The organism is Lachnoanaerobaculum gingivalis (genome assembly GCF_003862475.1).
Lineage (GTDB): Bacteria > Bacillota > Clostridia > Lachnospirales > Lachnospiraceae > Lachnoanaerobaculum > Lachnoanaerobaculum gingivalis.
On the sequence record NZ_RRCO01000006.1, the window covers coordinates 14,261 to 30,626 of the forward strand.

Genomic DNA, 16,366 nt, shown 5'->3' on the forward strand with positions numbered 1-16,366 from the left:
CTTTTTTTTCTAATTTTTCAATTAATTCTTTGATTTTCATAATTATCAGAATAAATTTCTACCTTTTTGAAGCCACCTATTCCTGAATATTGCTGGCTGTTTATTTCATAATAATAGTATTCTAAGTCATCAACTTCTCTTTGCAAGATTAAGTAATTATCAGGATTAGGGTTTTTACTATCTGCAAATGCAATGGTAAGAATACCATCTTCTATCTTATAATATGTGTTTTTTGAAATAATTTCCATAAATAATTCCTTATCACATTGTTTCTTAACATTTTCCAGAACCAAATTTTGCTAATCCCCAAGGATCAAGCCACATAGCCGAATTCGGCGCAAACTGATATAGATTCTCTCCACTCAGCAACCCAATCGGATTCTGATTAACAAACTGACCTGCATCAGGCTCGTAATACCTGAAGAAGTTGTAATGCAACCCTGTTTCTTCTTCGAGGTCGTCTGAAAATTGATTTCAGATACTCTTGATATTTTGGGGGACACGACCTAACCTATGACTACTGTTTGTTAAGAGGAATTTATTGTCCTTGACCAAGAATTCCTTCTCCAATTATTGAATCTAACTCTATCCATGCATCTTCAAGTTGATTAACAATAGAAGATTCATTTTTATTTGGATCGTCTTTTAAATTGAGATACCAAATATGTGTTAATTTCGGTATTTCATATAAAAGAGATGCTAGTCTTTTTTCAATTAGATTATGATTATGAGTATAATGCTTTATTTCATTTAAAATTTCTAATAATTCTTGATAGTCCTTTACATCGAATTCAAGATCCATTCTGACCTTATAAATAAAACGATTATTTTCAAGTTTTTCTAATAATTCTTTCATGGTAACCACCTTTAAGTTATATAAAGCAAAGGATTGCTTCTGCTGGAATAGTTTATTTATTTTTAAAATAGTTAAGCGTTCACTCCAATAGAAATAGATAACACATCTTCCTCATTGTCAAGTAGAGATATATCGATAACTTTATCTATTTTATTACTAAATAATTTTAAACAATAAAAATTAGGTTTGTTTATTAATTCTAGCCAATTGCTAATATTTTTTATTTTGATAATGAACAAGGGGAATACTTCGATTGGTATTTCAGCCGAATCATTTATTCCTCCATAAAAGTATACATAAGCAATATCATTTTCCTCTGGTGTAAAAAAATTTAATATTTCATTTTTTATCGATAAACTAAAATTTTCTTTTAATAATTCTATATTTCTATAGGAGGTAAAAGTACGATTTATTATTTCATATGAGAGTGGATATGGAATAATTTTTTCAGAATCTGAAATTAAATTATTTAAAAAATGAAATTCTTTCATTTTTTTTATTAAATTATTCTGTTTTAAAGTAAAGATTTTATCTTCTAAAGTTGTCATGATCCTATTTCCTATGTTGTACGGTTACATTATCTTTGTAGTACTTCCAAGAAAATGTACCCTTCCCATTATTTCTTTTTTGACTAAGATTTTATTCCATTTTGGCAGTAGCTACATACCAGTACGGACAAGGATGTTTTCCAATCGGAAGGGTGGGTGAGCCGTTCCTGTTATGTTCGTCTCGCTCTTCAGTTTGCCCTAGCCTTACTAATCCCCAAACTAGTTTGCCTTCATCATCGGTCATCTCTCTTGGGATGCCGATTTGGTTGCAGTAGAAGTAGTGGGCTTGTTGGCCGATTTCTCCATCTTCGTTGATAGGGTTTCGATAGGCGAAACCGCGTACGTGCGTACCGCGCACACCCTACGTCAGAACTAGCGGTTTTGTGTAGGCTACAGCTTGCTAGTTTTTAACTATATTTCAACAATTTTTCTTCATGTAATGCTTGGATTTGTTTCAAAATAATTTCGTTCATTTGTTTTTCTAATAAATCATTAGTAGAGTTGCAGATAATTTTAACAACAGAAGCAGAAGATAATAGTCCTAACCTCATAAAGTATTCAAGTTCAAGATCATCATCTTCAATTGCTTCCTTCACATTTTCCATTCCTTCTTCAACAAAATATAGTGATAGGTGTCGTGCAAAATAATTATCTAATCCTTCTTGAGCACCTTTTTGGCTTTTATACTCGGTTACAGACTTTAGTAATTCAAAAGATTGCTTTTTCTGATCGCTAGAAATAATAGGAGACTCATTCAAAAGACCAATTATATATTCTACATCTCCCCATATTTCAAAATCCTCTTCAAATCTCACTTGCAAAATAGCAGGAATAATAATTTTGAAAGGTTCATATATTTTATTGACACATAAACTACTAATTAAGTCGGTAAGCGCTTCTCTACTCTTGGAATTATTAAAAGAAAATTTCTTTTGAAGAATAGCAATCTTCTTTTTCTGATTTTTTGTAACACAAAATTCTGCAATTTTATTAAAGTCTATATTCATAGTTTTAAGGTCTCCTTATACAGGTTGTAATGCAGCCTCGTCTCTTCATCATAATACTGGTTTTGAAGTAGGAACGACTGATGCGCGTTCTTGTAAACCCGATCGTCCTTTTTCAGACGGCCCCAGGCGGTGTATTCACCGTACCATAAGAGATTGCCGTGGATGTCGGTCATCTCGCGCGATATACCGACTTGATCGCAGTGGAAGTAGTGGGTTTTCTGGCAGCTCCCGCTTAAATCATGCGGGAATGACATTCCTGAAACTTCTCCATCTTTCAGAAAACCTTTGCCTATCCTTCTATCCAAGGCGTCGTAGGTGTAGGCCCAAGTCTCTTTGCTGCCGTCTTTTTTAAAGATTTGGGCTTTAACCAATTTGTTGAGGTTCGTCTCAATCTACAGCTTGCTAATTATTGATAATAGATTTTTTAGCTATATGTATTAGATCTTTATAATTCTCCATAAAAGGTTCTTCTAATGTGGATTCTAATAAGCATTCTAAGTCATATAGTATTTTTTGCTCAGCTTCATCAATAATTTCATTATTTTCAACGAACTTAACAAGCCATTCAAAAAAAACTAAGACTTCATGGTTGTTTAATTTAATAATATAGTCGTTAGACTCTTTTTTAATTTCCATAATATTATAATGCTCCTCGAGAAACTACATATTGTAACTGACTGGTAACGAGATTGTTAAAGAACCCATATTTCAGACGACCTCAAAGAGGATAGTGAGGTCGTCTGAAAAACAGAAGCTGCGTGCGTACCGCGAAGACTTTACGTCGGGATTGGAACTTTCATACGGGCTACGGCTTGCTTTGAAATCTGTTTTTGAACGTAATGAACTTTTCATATGAATTCAATTGTTCAGCAGAATAATTTTCCATAATTTCAGCATTATCACTATCTACAATAGAAACAAAAAATATGACATTCTTTGTTTTTTTCTTATCTATATTTTCTATTGCTTTTTTAAATCCTTCTATAATTGAATCATATACTTCTGACTGATATTGCTCAAAATTATCTTCTGTTATTGATGCATTTGCATTAATAAGAATATTTTGAATATCATTACTAAATACACTATCTATTTTCTCAGGAACCTCTCCAAGCCCTATTGCAAATTGAGGGTAATACCATTTAATAAAAGGCTGTTCTTCTTTTGGGTAGTTTAGTTTTTCTATTTCGTAGTGAGAAATAGTGTTAGCAGCCCAACCTAGATATGAGCAATAGTCATCAATATATAATGAGTAAGCAAAAACATCATTAGAATTATATCTCTCTAATACATAGTTAAATGTCTCTGTAACTCCTTTATATACATTCTGAATTAAATCTTGAATTATAGAATTACTTAAAATATTCATTTTGATTTTCCTTTCATAGAAATTTTGATATCAATCATTCTCTATTAACATTTACTACGTAACCCGTATTTTCCAATAACCTTACCACCAATTCTAGTTAATTGCTTGCTCATATATCTATCTGCTTGAGCTTTGTTCATTAGACGTAATTTCATCCATCTTGTTACCCTCTTATCAGCCTTCTCCAACGGGAGAGGGAGTAGATGTTGGGATGGAAAAAGTATATCCAACACTTCTTTGATTTATATTAATCCCAAAAAAGGTCTGAATTATTTAATTCCTTCCACTCTTCCAAAGAATAAAGAAAAGGCAAAGAAAAGTTTTCCAATATTTTTTCTTTTAAATTTTCTGACACCATAAATGCTCCTGAATAATTATAATTGGTAGACAATAAAATGTCCTTATCTGAATTAGTATATGCCTCCAGTGAAAAATCATCTTCATCTAATGCTAAATCTGGGTAAATAATTTCATCCTGAATTTCCCAATCAACTATTCTTACCAAATAATAGGCTTCGTTCGTCAATAACTCCCCTTTTGTATTGACAATAATTGCTTTACTCATTCCAAAATCATGATCAAATCCGTATTTTTTAATAAATTCCAAAAAATGTGCTGACATGATAAAGAAATCATTATATGGAAGAAAATCAAAAGTAACACCTCTTGCTTTCTTTAAGCAGACATAAACTTTTTCAGGCATTGGAGGAATTTCTTGTCCCTTTACAAACCAACTCCATGGAAAGTCAAAATCAGGATGCGTTTTTTTAGGGTTAAACTTCTCTGATATACCTAGAACACCACTACTTACACGTGGTAACCCCATTTTTGCTGCTTTATCCATGCTTTGTAGGGCATATCCCCATACTAGTAATTTTTTCATAATATCCTCCTAATCTAATCGTTTGGGTGAGTTGGTAGATGAACATTCTCCAACAGATATGGACTTACTCAAACGTTTTTTAACCTTTCTTGTAAATCTTGTACACGCCGTTAGGCTGGCTGTGTTCGACCATGATATGGTTGCGGTAGGCGAAACCGCGCAGTTTTTGCTGTCACGTCCATAAACGGCAGTCAAATCGCCGTAGTATAGTTAATTTCCTATTTTGTTTAAAATGAGACTACTGCATCAGAAATTTTATGTAATTTATATTTTTCCCAAAGCATATTGATAATATCCTCTTCTGAGGCATTAACTATCTTTGATCCAATAGAATATTCCATAAATTTATTTCTTTGTTGATTTAAGTCATTTTCATTTCCCAGCAACTCATACACTCATCGCAACAGAAAAATAACTTATTAAAGTTAATGTTTTTTTAATAATTAATCTTCCTTGTCCATCACATATAGGACATTCTTTAAACCAAAAATAATCAGTTTTTATCATATTGGGTATCCTGTAATAATCTTATTAGTGCCTTTAATTACAATAATTTTAAATTTTGTGAGAATAGCTCCTGTATCTCTATTATAACAGATTGGTTAATTTATTCCTACATTATATGTATCCGTATCATTATCTGAACTCTCAGGACAACGATTCTTCTTCATCCTTTTCTTCCATGCTTTGTTAACTGTTGAATCAGGTTGCAGAAGTAGTCGTAGGAATAGCTGCTGCCGTTATATTTTTTAAGACTATTGTCTTGAACTGTAGGGCTATCGTTATCGGACACCCTATGTCGGGATTATGGACGGCTTACTTGATCCTAATCCAGAAGTTATAGGTTTGTAACGATAATCTGCTCAAACTTATTAATCAACCTGCATTATTCACGGTACGATATTTAAGTTAATTACCGTGCTATAAATCTTTAAACCTAATCCATGACGCTATAACTGACTTGATACACCTAAAAATGGGCAGACTTCCCCTAGGTAGAGTTTACAAGTAGTTATCAAGCTGTCAAGGTTCATTATTAGTTGTTATTCAAGCTGTATACATAGCTTGCTGATATTTGATAGAGTATCATAGAACTCATCCTTATATGGGCAACTGCTACACAGCTTGAATGTTATATACCTTGCTGAACGAATTACTTTTGCAGCAATCTTTAGCAGTTTTAGACGGACAGTATCAATGCGTTGTTTTCTCATATTTGCAGATAACGCCAATCGTCTAAACCAATTAAATATGTTATAAGCAAGTGCATGTATTTGAAGCCTGTTGGCATTTACAATTCTTGTATGACTGCTGACAGAAGCAAAGTCAAAACCTGTTTTACTTTCCTTTATGAAGTTTTCCATCAAGCCTCTTTTGCAATAGAACTTGATAAGATATTCAGGGGATGATTCCATGTTTGTAACAATGAATGTATACATGTAAGTCATTTGGTTTTCAGGTTTTTCAACTTTACAGACAACACGTCTTTCATAAGGCCAAGGACCTGCCTGATACATGAATTCACCATAAACTACAGCATAATCTACTTTGTTGTTTTTTGTGATTTCATCAAGTTCATCTACAAGATATGATGCTTTATCACGAAGTATAGCATTCTCTTTCAAACGAATTACATAGCCGGTGCCGTTTTCTTCACACTGTTTATATAAACCGGGTGTTGCAAAGCCACTATCTCCACGAAGGAGAAGTTTAATTTCCGGAAAATCTTCAAGATATTCATCAAGTATAGGCTGAAGAAATTCCACAACTCCTGTGCTTGAATACTTAGTCCCATCGCGAAGCTGAATTTTAATCAAATCTCCTGTGATTCCATCATAGCAAACAAGTGGATGGTAACCGTTACTTTGATAGTGGAAGTTAAATGCTCTACCTTCCTGTTTGCCATAGGCATTAAGGAGTGTTGAGTCCAAATCTAAAATGATAGCTTCCGGCATCTGAATGCTATAAACTTTCTTTCGAAGAATTTGATTTATTGAAAGGAACTGATTCAGTGAATCCTCATCCATTCGATTATGAAATCTTGAAATGGTTGGTTGTGATGCTAAAGTGTCTTTATTTAGCACTGCTTTAAACACAGGATCATTTGTAAGTTCATCTGAAGCGTCATCTTCAAAATAACCTGCAATGATCATATATATCATCTGAAGAAGATTTTCTTTATCAGTGTGATAACGGAATAATGCAGAATCATTGGTCTTAAATGATTGACTGAAAAGTTTATCAATGCCAAGTTTACTTACGAATTCTTTTATAAGAAGTAAGCCTGCATCAGAGGATAAATCTCCTCCATCGAAATTAATTTTAATTTTTCTATTGCTTTCAAGTGATAAGGTGTTTACAATACTCATAAAGGGCTCCTTTGTGTATTTTTTTTGAGTTTAAGCACCTTAATTTTACCACAAATGGACGCTCTTTTTTTCTTCACTTAATAAGTGAAAGCAATATTTTGTTAAAATATAGTAATTATGTGGCTTTCAGCCACTTTCATGGAGTTAACAATGAATAATCTAGGATTATCTATACTAGGATTTTCTATCGAGCTTAGTAAAAGTGTATTTAAATGTAAAGTATTTTCATTTTTTGGGTTATCTGATATTTGATTTTTAATTAATAAAATTAGATTGTTTTTTTTCATATCTTACTTTCTACCTTTTAAGGTATGGCAATATTTGCAGGAATACTTTTCTTAATTAACTCTTCTGAATCTGCCGCAGTGGCACTTCGTGCAAATGAAGTTCTCAAAGAAGCTGTTTTTTACAACGCCTTATTTAATCAGATTGATTTTCAAATCGCATAAAAAAACATCCTTTGTACATATTTAATGAAAGAATATTATCATTATTTTCAATAACATATATTTTCTCATATAGAAAATTTGGAAAATCAGCCAATACATCTGTAACTGCACTATCTATTGCTTCATACTCATCATCTGTCAGTGGTGAATCAATATATACATAAAGAGCGAAAAATTCTTCGGTCATATCAAATGCAATAAGTCTGACTTTGTTACAAATTGCCCCAAGAAAAGCCGTTTGCATACTTAGAATAATTTCTTGTTTTTTCATAATTAATTTCTCCAATAAAATATAGAATTTATGTTATATCAGGCAATGTAGGAACAATAAGGGCTTATTTTGGAATGAATGAATTATTCCCCATTCTGTCGGAGTCTCGTCTCCTGTATCCTTGCCAAGTTGTAGAGGTTAAATACAATATATAATAAATTTTCTAAATTAAATTTATTATACCTGTTGCATTTTAATGTAGTTTTCGAATGTTTATATATTTGTTAGTTTTTTATTTCGATTAAAAAATAGGTATCTAATAAATCAAGAAAATCGAAATAATTTTGTTTATCTTTATTTTCATCAAAATTTATCCCTTTAATTAAAAATGAGTACTTAGGAAATAGATTCTCTAATCTTAAAATAAGATCCGCTCCCCAAGAAATTTCTTTTGGCGAAATATTAGGAGAAGTTTTTTTTGCATAAAGATTAAAGTAATATTGCTTAGAGTATTTACTTTTTTGGATATTAAACATGCATTGAATATGACTATTATTATAGAAATAATTCGAGGTATTCAATTTTAAAAAATCATTTTTTTTAAATAGCTCTTAACTCTTAAGTCTTTTAACACTATTATACCACTGTATCTACTTTATCTATGCTTCAAATACTATTATTATAGCCATAAATATTTTAAATAAAATGTACAATTGAACCACCACTTCCTATGCACCTATTGGAGCAAAAAATGTACAAATCAATTCCTTAGATTTGATTATATGATGCACTATAAAAGATACAAAATACCACTCTAGAATAATGTACAAAACAAAAATAAAATACACTTTTTAAAGAATGTACTTTATGCTTATAATTCAGTTGTATCAATGGTTTAGCTCTAGTTAAGTCAATTGTACATAAATTTTTAGTTTTTAAAATACTATTTTTTAAGTTTCAAAACGAAATAAAAATACCCTGAAACCCGGTAAAACACTGGGTTTCATGGACATTTTAAGTTTTGAAACTGTCAAAGACAGGAACAAAATATCCTGACAAAGTAACAAAGCCAAAACGCCTTGTATTTGTCAGGATATTTCTATTTCGCTCTGCGAGAAGTAAAATTACTTATTTCCCGACAGTCCCTTTTTGCATTAAAAAAGCTGCCGCATTTTTGTGCAACAGCTTTTAAACTTTATATTCAATTTTATAAGTGCAGTACTCTGTCCGCAATCTCCTGAGTTCTACCCTGGTTCCAGAACTGTGTTCCTATATAACCGCAAGTTCTTCTTGCCACATTGAGCTTATTCTGATCTGTGTTTCCGCATTTCGGACATTTCCACACAAGCTTGCCCGCATCTTTAACAATCTTTATCTCTCCGTCAAATCCGCATTCCTGACAATAGTCGGACTTCGTATTCAGCTCGGCATACATTATATTGTCATAAATAAATCCAAGCAAACTCATTACCGCCTCAAGGTTATCCTGCATATTCGGAACCTCAACATAGCTTATTGCACCGCCCGGTGAAAGTTTTTGGAATTCACTCTCAAACTTAAGCTTTGTAAATGCATCAATATTCTCAGATACATGTACATGATAGCTGTTTGTAATATAGTTTTTATCTGTGATACCTTCTATAATTCCAAATCTCTTTTGAAGCGCCTTGGCAAATTTATATGTTGTGGACTCAAGCGGTGTACCGTATGGCGAATAATCAATATTCTCCGCCTGCTTCCATTCATTACATTTATCATTCAACTTCTGCATTACACTGAGCGCAAAAGGTTTTGCCGCATCATCTGTATGGCTCTTTCCGGTCATATATTTTACACATTCATAAAGTCCCGCATATCCAAGGCTTATGGTTGAATATCCCCCATACAAAAGCTTGTCTATCGGCTCACCCTTCTTTAATCTGGAAAGAGCTCCATGCTGCCAGAGTATCGGTGCAACATCTGAAGGTGTTCCCTTTAATCTCTCATGTCTTGCTTTGAGTGCACGATGGCAAAGTTCAAGTCTTTCCTTAAAGATATTCCAAAACTTTGTAGTATCTCCGCCTGATGAAAGCGCAACATCCACAAGATTTATAGTTACAACACCCTGATTGAATCTGCCGTAGTATTTAGGCTTACCGTTCTCATCCACATAAGGTGTTAAGAAGCTTCTGCATCCCATAGGTGTGTAGCAATTTCCGTTACCGTTTTTATCCACCTTATACTCAAACATCTTTTTCTCTGAAACATAGTCAGGTACAAGTCTCTTTGCGGTACATTTTGCCGCAAGCTTTGTAAGATGATAATACCTGGTTCCCGGTCGAATATTGTCCTCTTCTAAAACATAGATAAGCTTAGGGAATGCAGGTGTTACCCAGACACCGTCCTCATTCTTCACACCCTGATATCTCTGTCTTATCATTTCTTCAATAATAAGAGCAAGATCTTCTTTTTCTCTTTCATTCTTTGCTTCATTTAAGTACATAAATACTGTGATAAAAGGTGCCTGCCCGTTTGTAGTCATCAAAGTAACTACTTGATACTGTATGGTCTGTACACCCTTTGTAATTTCTCTGCGAAGTCTTTTTTCAATAATCTCTTCTTTTCTTTCAGTAGACACATTTAATCCGTACATCTCGGCCTCCACTTCATCACGGATCTTTTGTCTGCTTATATCCACAAAAGGAGCAAGATGTGTAAGAGAAATACTCTGTCCGCCATACTGGCTTGAAGCCACCTGTGCAATTATCTGCGTAGCGATATTGCAGGCTGTTGAAAAACTATGTGGCTTCTCTATAAATGTCCCTGATATCACAGTACCGTTTTGAAGCATATCCTCAAGGTTTACAAGATCACAGTTGTGCATATGCTGTGCAAAATAATCCGCATCATGGAAATGAAGTATACCTGCCTTATGCGCTTCCACTATCTCAGTATCAAGAAGTATTCTCTCTGTAAGATCCTTTGAAACCTCTCCTGCCATATAGTCTCTTTGTACTGAAGCAACTGTAGGATTCTTGTTTGAGTTCTCCTGCTTTACTTCCTCATTGTCACATTCTATAAGTGCCAATATCTTATCATCTGTTGTATTTTGTTTTCTCTTTATACTCTGAACATATCTGTATGTGATATATCTTCTGGCTACCTCATAAGCATTCTCTCTCATGATGCCGTCCTCTACCATATCCTGTATTTCTTCCACGCTCATTGCACGGTTCATACTCATGCACTGATTCTCTACAGTATTGGCAATACGGTCAACCTGAGCCTTTTTTAATTTATCATCTTCACCTACTACAGCATTTGCTTTATAGATTGCTGAAATGATCTTTGAAATATCAAAATCTACTTCTGCACCGCTTCTTTTAATGATTCTCATGTCGATAACCTCTCTTCATTAATACATAGTATCTGCTTATTGTCGCAGTTCTTATAGGTACATTATTTAAGAGTATATAACTCTCTTGAATTCATAGTATACACAATATATTGTGCTTGGTCAACGACTTTATTACCACATAGTGTAAACCTTAGTATGAACATTAAGCAGAAAAAAACAACAAAAATTTGCAAAAAAAAATTCAACTATGTTATTATTAAGTTAAAAGCAATATAAAAATCATATAATAACAATATATTTTGGGAAAGGATAATTATGTCGGAAAATGTAAAATGGCCGGGACCTGCAGGACTTATTCCTGTAACAAGCGGTAAGGCGGAAGATGCAAATGTGCACAACAGAAACTATTTAAATAATATTCTTGTAGAGATGAGAATAATAGATGCAATGCTTCCCGATAAGCATAAAAAAATATTTGGAACTGAGTTTGACTCTCCAATAATGATGCCTGCTTTTTCTCATTTGAATAAGGTCGGCAAGGACGGCAAAAAGCCTATGCTTGAATATGCAAAGGCTGCAAAGGCATTAAATATACTCAATTGGGTAGGTATGGAGCCCGATGATGAATTCAAAGAAATAGCTGATATAGGAGCTAAGACAGTAAGAATAATAAAACCTTTTGCCAACCATGATATCATCTTTGAGCAGATAGAGTTTGCAAAAAAATGCGGTGCTGTTGCGGTAGGTGTGGATATTGACCATGTTCCGGGAACAGACGGAAAATATGATATAGTTGACGGCATAGCTATGGGCCCGGTTACTCAAAGCGATTTGGAAGAATATGCAAAATTTGCAAAAATACCTTTTGTGGCAAAAGGGGTTTTATCGGTTCAAGATGCCGTAAAGGCAAAGCTGGCAGGTTGCAGCGCTATAGTAGTATCTCACCACCATGGTCGTATTCCTTTCGGTATACCTCCGGTTATGATACTTCCGGATATAAAAACGGAAGTAAGCGGTATGGAGATATTTGTAGACTGTTCAATAGATACAGGCTACGATGCCTACAAGGCTTTGGCTCTTGGTGCAGATGCCGTATCTGTCGGCAGGGGAATACTTTCTCCGCTTTTAAAGGAAGGTGAAAAAGGCGTCGTTGTAAAAATAAACAAAATGAATGAAGAACTTTCAGAGCTTATGATGTATACAGGTGTGAAAGATACAAACTCATTCGATTCTTCCGTTTTGTACATAAGATAAAAATACAGGCTTTATTTTTCAATATTTTATATTGTGAAATAAGGCCTTTTAGATTTGAAACTCATTTTCATTTTCTCTTGACATATCCCTTTCTCTTTTATATTCCTGTCTTTGACAGCTAAAAGGTCTGAACCCCGTATATATCAAGGGTTTCAGACCTTTTTTAATTCACAAAAGTGTAGCTAGGACTACCTACTTTTTTTGCTGTCTCGAAAGACTTTCTTCATACTCAAATCGGTTAAGATTTCATAATCGGTATGAAATCCAAATGCTTCATGAAGTGCATCTGTTATAGCTGTTCTTGTGTAAGTGGGTAGATATCCTAACTTTTCTCCCGGACGATACATCATCATAGAGCGTAATACGTTAATAATCTCATCGCATGTATATTGTTCGCCAAGTTTTTTCTCAAGTATCCTAAAGACTACCAATGAAGCAAAACAAGTTATGAAATGTGCCTTTATGCGATCTTCTCTTTGAAGATAAATAGGGCGTGCACTGAACTCGGTTTTCATGATTCTGAAACATTCTTCAATTTCCCATCTCTTCTTGTTTATACGAACGATTTCTTCGGTTCCGGTTGTCTCCAGATTAGTACAAACGGCGTAGAAGCCGTCATATTTTTCTTCTTCAGCTATGAGGTTCGAATCTATATAAGGGATTTCTCTGTCACAGACTTCTCCTGAAGATGTCATTGCTTCAGTAGCAATAAAACGGCGTGGATCATTTTGGTTTTTTTGATTTCTTTTATATTCCCCTTTTTCAATAAGCTTATTAGCACGGTCAATCCGGTTTTGCCTGATTTTTTGGTGATATTTTTTGTACTTTAAGGAGAATGATACAATAAGATGTTGCTCTAACGCTTTATCACCTTCTTTGACCTTTTTATTGGATAAATCTTCTTTAATCCATCTTTCCTTATAAAAGACTTTATTATAGTCTGTTTGTTCATCTAGGTTATTCAGATTAAATAATCCTGTTTCACCTTGTACTGACCAGCCTTCAGGGTCTAGGGCAAACTCCTTTAAATATTTTGGAAGTTGTTTTATAGATTGTGTTGTTATAAAACTTCTCATTCTTTCACCAAATAAAGTTTTGTCGTTAAACTTTCTATTGGCATTTGAAGAAAGACCTGCGTCTGTACAGATAATAATACTATCAACACCATAATCATCGATTACCTTTTGTTCAAGAGGCTTTAGTGTTGGCTGCTCATTCTTATTTCCGGGGAAAATATCAAAAGCAAGAGGAATACCGTCATGATCCATAAACATTCCCATTCCGACAATAGGTAGTGGTTGATGTTGTTTTGATTTTCCATATTTCCTAAGTTCGTCTTCCTGCTCGATTTCAAAGTAATAGTTTGTGCAATCATAGTAAAGAATGTCATTCCTGCGAGGAAGTATCCTTTGGCTATTTTTATAAAGTTCAGATTGAATAAAGTCACTTTCTTTAGATAAAACAGAAAGTGAACGATATATATCATGTAAATTAAAGGTTGGCTGTTCAATAAACATTTTGGAAGAACGATTTGATGCCAACTTAGAAGATGGATAAAGGATACGAGTAAAAATTAGTCGAGATAAAATATCGTTCAAATCATATTCAAAGCTATACTTCTTTGAAATTTTAGAACAGATTTTATCCAGCTTAAGCGAATAGTAAATACTCTGAAGAAATAGATATCCACAGTTAAACAAATGTTTTTCATCAGGCTTCAGGAATTTTGAAGGAGAACATTTTATCAATATCTCTTTTTGTTCCTCATATTCCTTACGATTAAGTTCATCAACATATTCCTTAGCCCAAACGTAAGGGTCTTTTCCATTAGCTCTAGTCCTAACCATATCAAGATTTCCAAGTTTTTCAATAGTAACTGTAGTGACAGAACCATTGGATTTGCGTATAGATTTCTGAACATAAAATGTAGCAGAGTTTTTTGATTTACTTACAGTAAGCTTCATAGCATTCCACCTCCATGCTCATATTATACCATATCTAACTATAAATAGCTACAAAAAATAACATAAGAATTGACAAAAAAATAAGACTGAAATCCAGTCTTTATAAGGGGTTGAGGTTTATAAAGGGAGTAGTTAGCTGTCAAACTCCCGTACATAAGATAAAAATACAGGCTTTATTTTTCAATATTTTATATTGTGAAATAAGGCCTTTTAGATTTGAAACTCATTTTCATTTTCTCTTGACATATCCCTTTCTCTTTTATATTCTATTATCATGTTTACAGCTTTGCTTAAACAAATAAATTTTACCTTTTATTGGTGGAAAAATTGTTTAAATATATTTTAAAAAGATTATTATCATTAATTCCTATACTTATAGGCATAAGCTTCATATCCTTTGCGCTTATATACTTTACAGGCGGTGATGCGGTGGCGGTAAGATATGAAGCGATAGGAGGAGTACTTTCTCCGGAGCTTATAAATCAAAAGAGGGAAGAACTTGGTTTAAACCGTCCCTTTATAGTTCAATATATCAGCTGGCTTTTGGGGGTGATTCAAGGTGATATGGGTATAAGCTATGTATCCGGCAAGCCGGTATTCGGCTATATCTTTTCTAAACTGCCGAATACTCTCTTACTCAGTGTAAGCTCTTTAATCACTACCCTAATTATCTCCCTTCCGCTCGGTATACTTTCAGCGGTAAAGAAAAACTCTGTATTTGACAGTATTATAAAAGCACTGTCATTTATAGGTAATTCTCTGCCCAACTTTTTTGTGGCGCTTGTGCTTTCATATATTTTTGCATTACAGCTAAAACTTCTGCCGGTAATCTCACAGGGAACAAGTGTAAAAAGTCTGATACTTCCCACACTTACTCTTGCACTGGCAATGAGCGCAAAGTATATAAGGCAGATTCGTGCACTTATTATATCCGAACTCTCAAAACCTTATGTGATCGGAGCAAGGGCCAGAGGTATAAAAGAAAACGCAATTATATTCTTTAATGTACTTAGGCTCACATCTCTTACTCTGATTACATTGATGTCACTCAGTTTCGGAAGTCTTCTGGGCGGAAGCTCCATTGTTGAGAGTATTTTCATGTGGGACGGAATCGGAAAGCTGGCTATTGAGTCTATAAATTTACGTGACTATCCTGTGATTTTGGCATATGTGCTGTGGATGGCATTTATATATGTATTTATAAATCTAATGTCTGATATTTCATATTATTTCTTGGATCCGAGACTTAGAATCGGAGGTGGAAAATATGCGAACTAAAAAATTAATCTTTCCGTCTTTTTTGGTGATAGTACTGCTTATATTTGCATTCTTTTCTCCGATGCTTACACCTTTTGATATCACAGAGCAAAACCTGATGACGGCAAAATCTCCCCCGTCCTTTCCTCATATTATGGGAACGGATATATATGGCAGAGATATGTTTTCAAGGGTGATTGCCGCATCAAGAATCAGTATATTCTCAGCTTTGGCGGTAGTACTTTTAATGGCTGTTATCGGTGTGGTAATCGGAATATTTTGCGGATACCTCGGAGGAATTGCCGACACTTTGCTTATGCGTGTTTCCGATATATTTTTGGCGTTTCCGGGACTTGTGCTTGCAATTGCCACTGCCGGACTTTTTAAAAACGGTGTATTCGGGGCGATAATAGCGCTTGCCTCCGTAGGATGGCCAAGGTATGCAAGACTTTCAAGAGGTCTTGTACTGTCTACAAAAACCTCCACATATATAAATGCGGCAAAAATGAGCGGCAGTGATACGGTACAAATAGTGTTTACAGAGATACTTCCAAATATTATAGGACCGATAGTAGTAACAGCAAGCCTTGATATAGGTACAAGCCTTATGGAAATGGCGGCACTGTCATTTTTGGGACTTGGTGCCACTCCTCCCACTCCTGAATGGGGAAGTATGATAAGTGAAAGCAGGAGTTTGCTTCAGATAACTCCATGGATTACACTTTCACCGGGAATTGCTATCTTTATCACAGTCTCTATATTCAATATATTCGGTGAATCACTTAGAGATTACTTCAACGTATAAATTAATATACTTTTGAAATTGTTAAACAATAAATAAACGGTTAAACATATGTTTATC

General features: G+C 34.0%; 15 protein-coding genes and 1 pseudogene. 3 read left to right on the forward strand and 13 right to left on the reverse strand.

What is annotated here, in order from left to right; translation table 11 throughout:
• Window positions 1–17: 17 nt before the first annotated feature.
• The 12 genes and pseudogenes from EHV10_RS11860 to nrdD all read right to left on the reverse strand — a co-directional run bounded on the left by EHV10_RS11860 (window position 18) and on the right by nrdD (window position 11,068).
• Window positions 18–248 (reverse strand): hypothetical protein, encoded by a 231-nt coding sequence (locus EHV10_RS11860; RefSeq protein ID WP_207667164.1) that lies wholly within the window; start codon window positions 246–248, stop codon window positions 18–20.
• Window positions 249–273: 25 nt separating this feature from the next.
• Window positions 274–444, reverse strand: a pseudogene (locus tag EHV10_RS15565) (RHS repeat domain-containing protein); the annotation flags it as partial.
• Window positions 445–538: 94 nt separating this feature from the next.
• Window positions 539–856, reverse strand: a complete 318-nt coding sequence (locus tag EHV10_RS11870; protein ID WP_128674826.1) for a hypothetical protein — start codon at window positions 854–856, stop codon at window positions 539–541.
• A gap of 71 nt (window positions 857–927) precedes the next feature.
• The gene (locus EHV10_RS11875; RefSeq protein ID WP_128674827.1) at window positions 928–1,404 is read right to left on the reverse strand and encodes a hypothetical protein; all 477 of its coding nucleotides are present in this window, start codon (window positions 1,402–1,404) and stop codon (window positions 928–930) included.
• 407 nt (window positions 1,405–1,811) lie between these two features.
• Window positions 1,812–2,411 (reverse strand): hypothetical protein, encoded by a 600-nt coding sequence (locus EHV10_RS11885; RefSeq protein WP_128674828.1) that lies wholly within the window; start codon window positions 2,409–2,411, stop codon window positions 1,812–1,814.
• Window positions 2,408–2,782, reverse strand: a complete 375-nt coding sequence (locus tag EHV10_RS11890; protein ID WP_207667167.1) for an RHS repeat domain-containing protein — start codon at window positions 2,780–2,782, stop codon at window positions 2,408–2,410. Before EHV10_RS11890 ends, EHV10_RS11885 begins: the two co-directional genes overlap by 4 nt.
• Before the next feature lie 31 nt (window positions 2,783–2,813).
• On the reverse strand, window positions 2,814–3,047 hold the full coding sequence (locus tag EHV10_RS11895; RefSeq protein WP_128674830.1) for a hypothetical protein: 234 nt from the start codon (window positions 3,045–3,047) through the stop codon (window positions 2,814–2,816).
• Between the two features lie 169 nt (window positions 3,048–3,216).
• A complete protein-coding gene (locus EHV10_RS11900) occupies window positions 3,217–3,780 on the reverse strand; it encodes a DUF4303 domain-containing protein (RefSeq protein WP_128674831.1) in 564 nt (187 codons plus the stop codon).
• A 247-nt stretch (window positions 3,781–4,027) separates the two neighbouring features.
• Entirely contained in the window at window positions 4,028–4,663 is a 636-nt protein-coding gene (locus EHV10_RS11905; protein WP_128674832.1) for an Imm43 family immunity protein, read from the reverse strand.
• Window positions 4,664–5,706: 1,043 nt separating this feature from the next.
• Window positions 5,707–7,032, reverse strand: coding sequence for an IS1380 family transposase (locus EHV10_RS11920; protein ID WP_128674187.1), 1,326 nt, complete (start codon window positions 7,030–7,032; stop codon window positions 5,707–5,709).
• A 420-nt stretch (window positions 7,033–7,452) separates the two neighbouring features.
• Window positions 7,453–7,752 (reverse strand): hypothetical protein, encoded by a 300-nt coding sequence (locus tag EHV10_RS11930; protein WP_128674834.1) that lies wholly within the window; start codon window positions 7,750–7,752, stop codon window positions 7,453–7,455.
• A gap of 1,147 nt (window positions 7,753–8,899) precedes the next feature.
• The gene (gene nrdD, locus EHV10_RS11935) at window positions 8,900–11,068 is read right to left on the reverse strand and encodes an anaerobic ribonucleoside-triphosphate reductase (RefSeq protein ID WP_128674835.1); all 2,169 of its coding nucleotides are present in this window, start codon (window positions 11,066–11,068) and stop codon (window positions 8,900–8,902) included.
• A gap of 276 nt (window positions 11,069–11,344) precedes the next feature.
• Between nrdD and EHV10_RS11940 the strand changes: the two genes are divergently transcribed.
• The gene (locus tag EHV10_RS11940; RefSeq protein WP_128674836.1) at window positions 11,345–12,283 is read left to right on the forward strand and encodes an alpha-hydroxy-acid oxidizing protein; all 939 of its coding nucleotides are present in this window, start codon (window positions 11,345–11,347) and stop codon (window positions 12,281–12,283) included.
• Between the two features lie 188 nt (window positions 12,284–12,471).
• Here the strand turns inward: EHV10_RS11940 and EHV10_RS11945 are convergent, their stop codons facing one another.
• Window positions 12,472–14,247, reverse strand: coding sequence for an IS1634 family transposase (locus tag EHV10_RS11945; protein WP_128674837.1), 1,776 nt, complete (start codon window positions 14,245–14,247; stop codon window positions 12,472–12,474).
• Window positions 14,248–14,574: 327 nt separating this feature from the next.
• Here EHV10_RS11945 and EHV10_RS11950 point away from each other — a divergent pair, with 327 nt between their 5' ends.
• Both EHV10_RS11950 and EHV10_RS11955 read left to right on the forward strand, forming a co-directional pair.
• Window positions 14,575–15,525, forward strand: coding sequence for an ABC transporter permease (locus tag EHV10_RS11950; RefSeq protein ID WP_128674838.1), 951 nt, complete (start codon window positions 14,575–14,577; stop codon window positions 15,523–15,525).
• Entirely contained in the window at window positions 15,515–16,309 is a 795-nt protein-coding gene (locus tag EHV10_RS11955) for an ABC transporter permease (RefSeq protein ID WP_128674839.1), read from the forward strand. Before EHV10_RS11950 ends, EHV10_RS11955 begins: the two co-directional genes overlap by 11 nt.
• The last annotated feature ends 57 nt before the right edge of the window (window positions 16,310–16,366 follow it).

Coding starts and splice junctions, on each gene's coding strand:
- EHV10_RS11945 (WP_128674837.1), bottom strand. CDS start 14,247: ATGAAGCTTACTGTAAGTAAATCAAAAAACTCTGCTACATTTTATGTT.
- nrdD (WP_128674835.1), bottom strand. CDS start 11,068: ATGAGAATCATTAAAAGAAGCGGTGCAGAAGTAGATTTTGATATTTCA.
- EHV10_RS11920 (WP_128674187.1), bottom strand. CDS start 7,032: ATGAGTATTGTAAACACCTTATCACTTGAAAGCAATAGAAAAATTAAA.
- EHV10_RS11860 (WP_207667164.1), bottom strand. CDS start 248: ATGGAAATTATTTCAAAAAACACATATTATAAGATAGAAGATGGTATT.
- EHV10_RS11895 (WP_128674830.1), bottom strand. CDS start 3,047: ATGGAAATTAAAAAAGAGTCTAACGACTATATTATTAAATTAAACAAC.
- EHV10_RS11940 (WP_128674836.1), top strand. CDS start 11,345: ATGTCGGAAAATGTAAAATGGCCGGGACCTGCAGGACTTATTCCTGTA.
- EHV10_RS11955 (WP_128674839.1), top strand. CDS start 15,515: ATGCGAACTAAAAAATTAATCTTTCCGTCTTTTTTGGTGATAGTACTG.
- EHV10_RS11930 (WP_128674834.1), bottom strand. CDS start 7,752: ATGAAAAAACAAGAAATTATTCTAAGTATGCAAACGGCTTTTCTTGGG.
- EHV10_RS11875 (WP_128674827.1), bottom strand. CDS start 1,404: ATGACAACTTTAGAAGATAAAATCTTTACTTTAAAACAGAATAATTTA.
- EHV10_RS11900 (WP_128674831.1), bottom strand. CDS start 3,780: ATGAATATTTTAAGTAATTCTATAATTCAAGATTTAATTCAGAATGTA.
- EHV10_RS11870 (WP_128674826.1), bottom strand. CDS start 856: ATGAAAGAATTATTAGAAAAACTTGAAAATAATCGTTTTATTTATAAG.
- EHV10_RS11885 (WP_128674828.1), bottom strand. CDS start 2,411: ATGAATATAGACTTTAATAAAATTGCAGAATTTTGTGTTACAAAAAAT.
- EHV10_RS11905 (WP_128674832.1), bottom strand. CDS start 4,663: ATGAAAAAATTACTAGTATGGGGATATGCCCTACAAAGCATGGATAAA.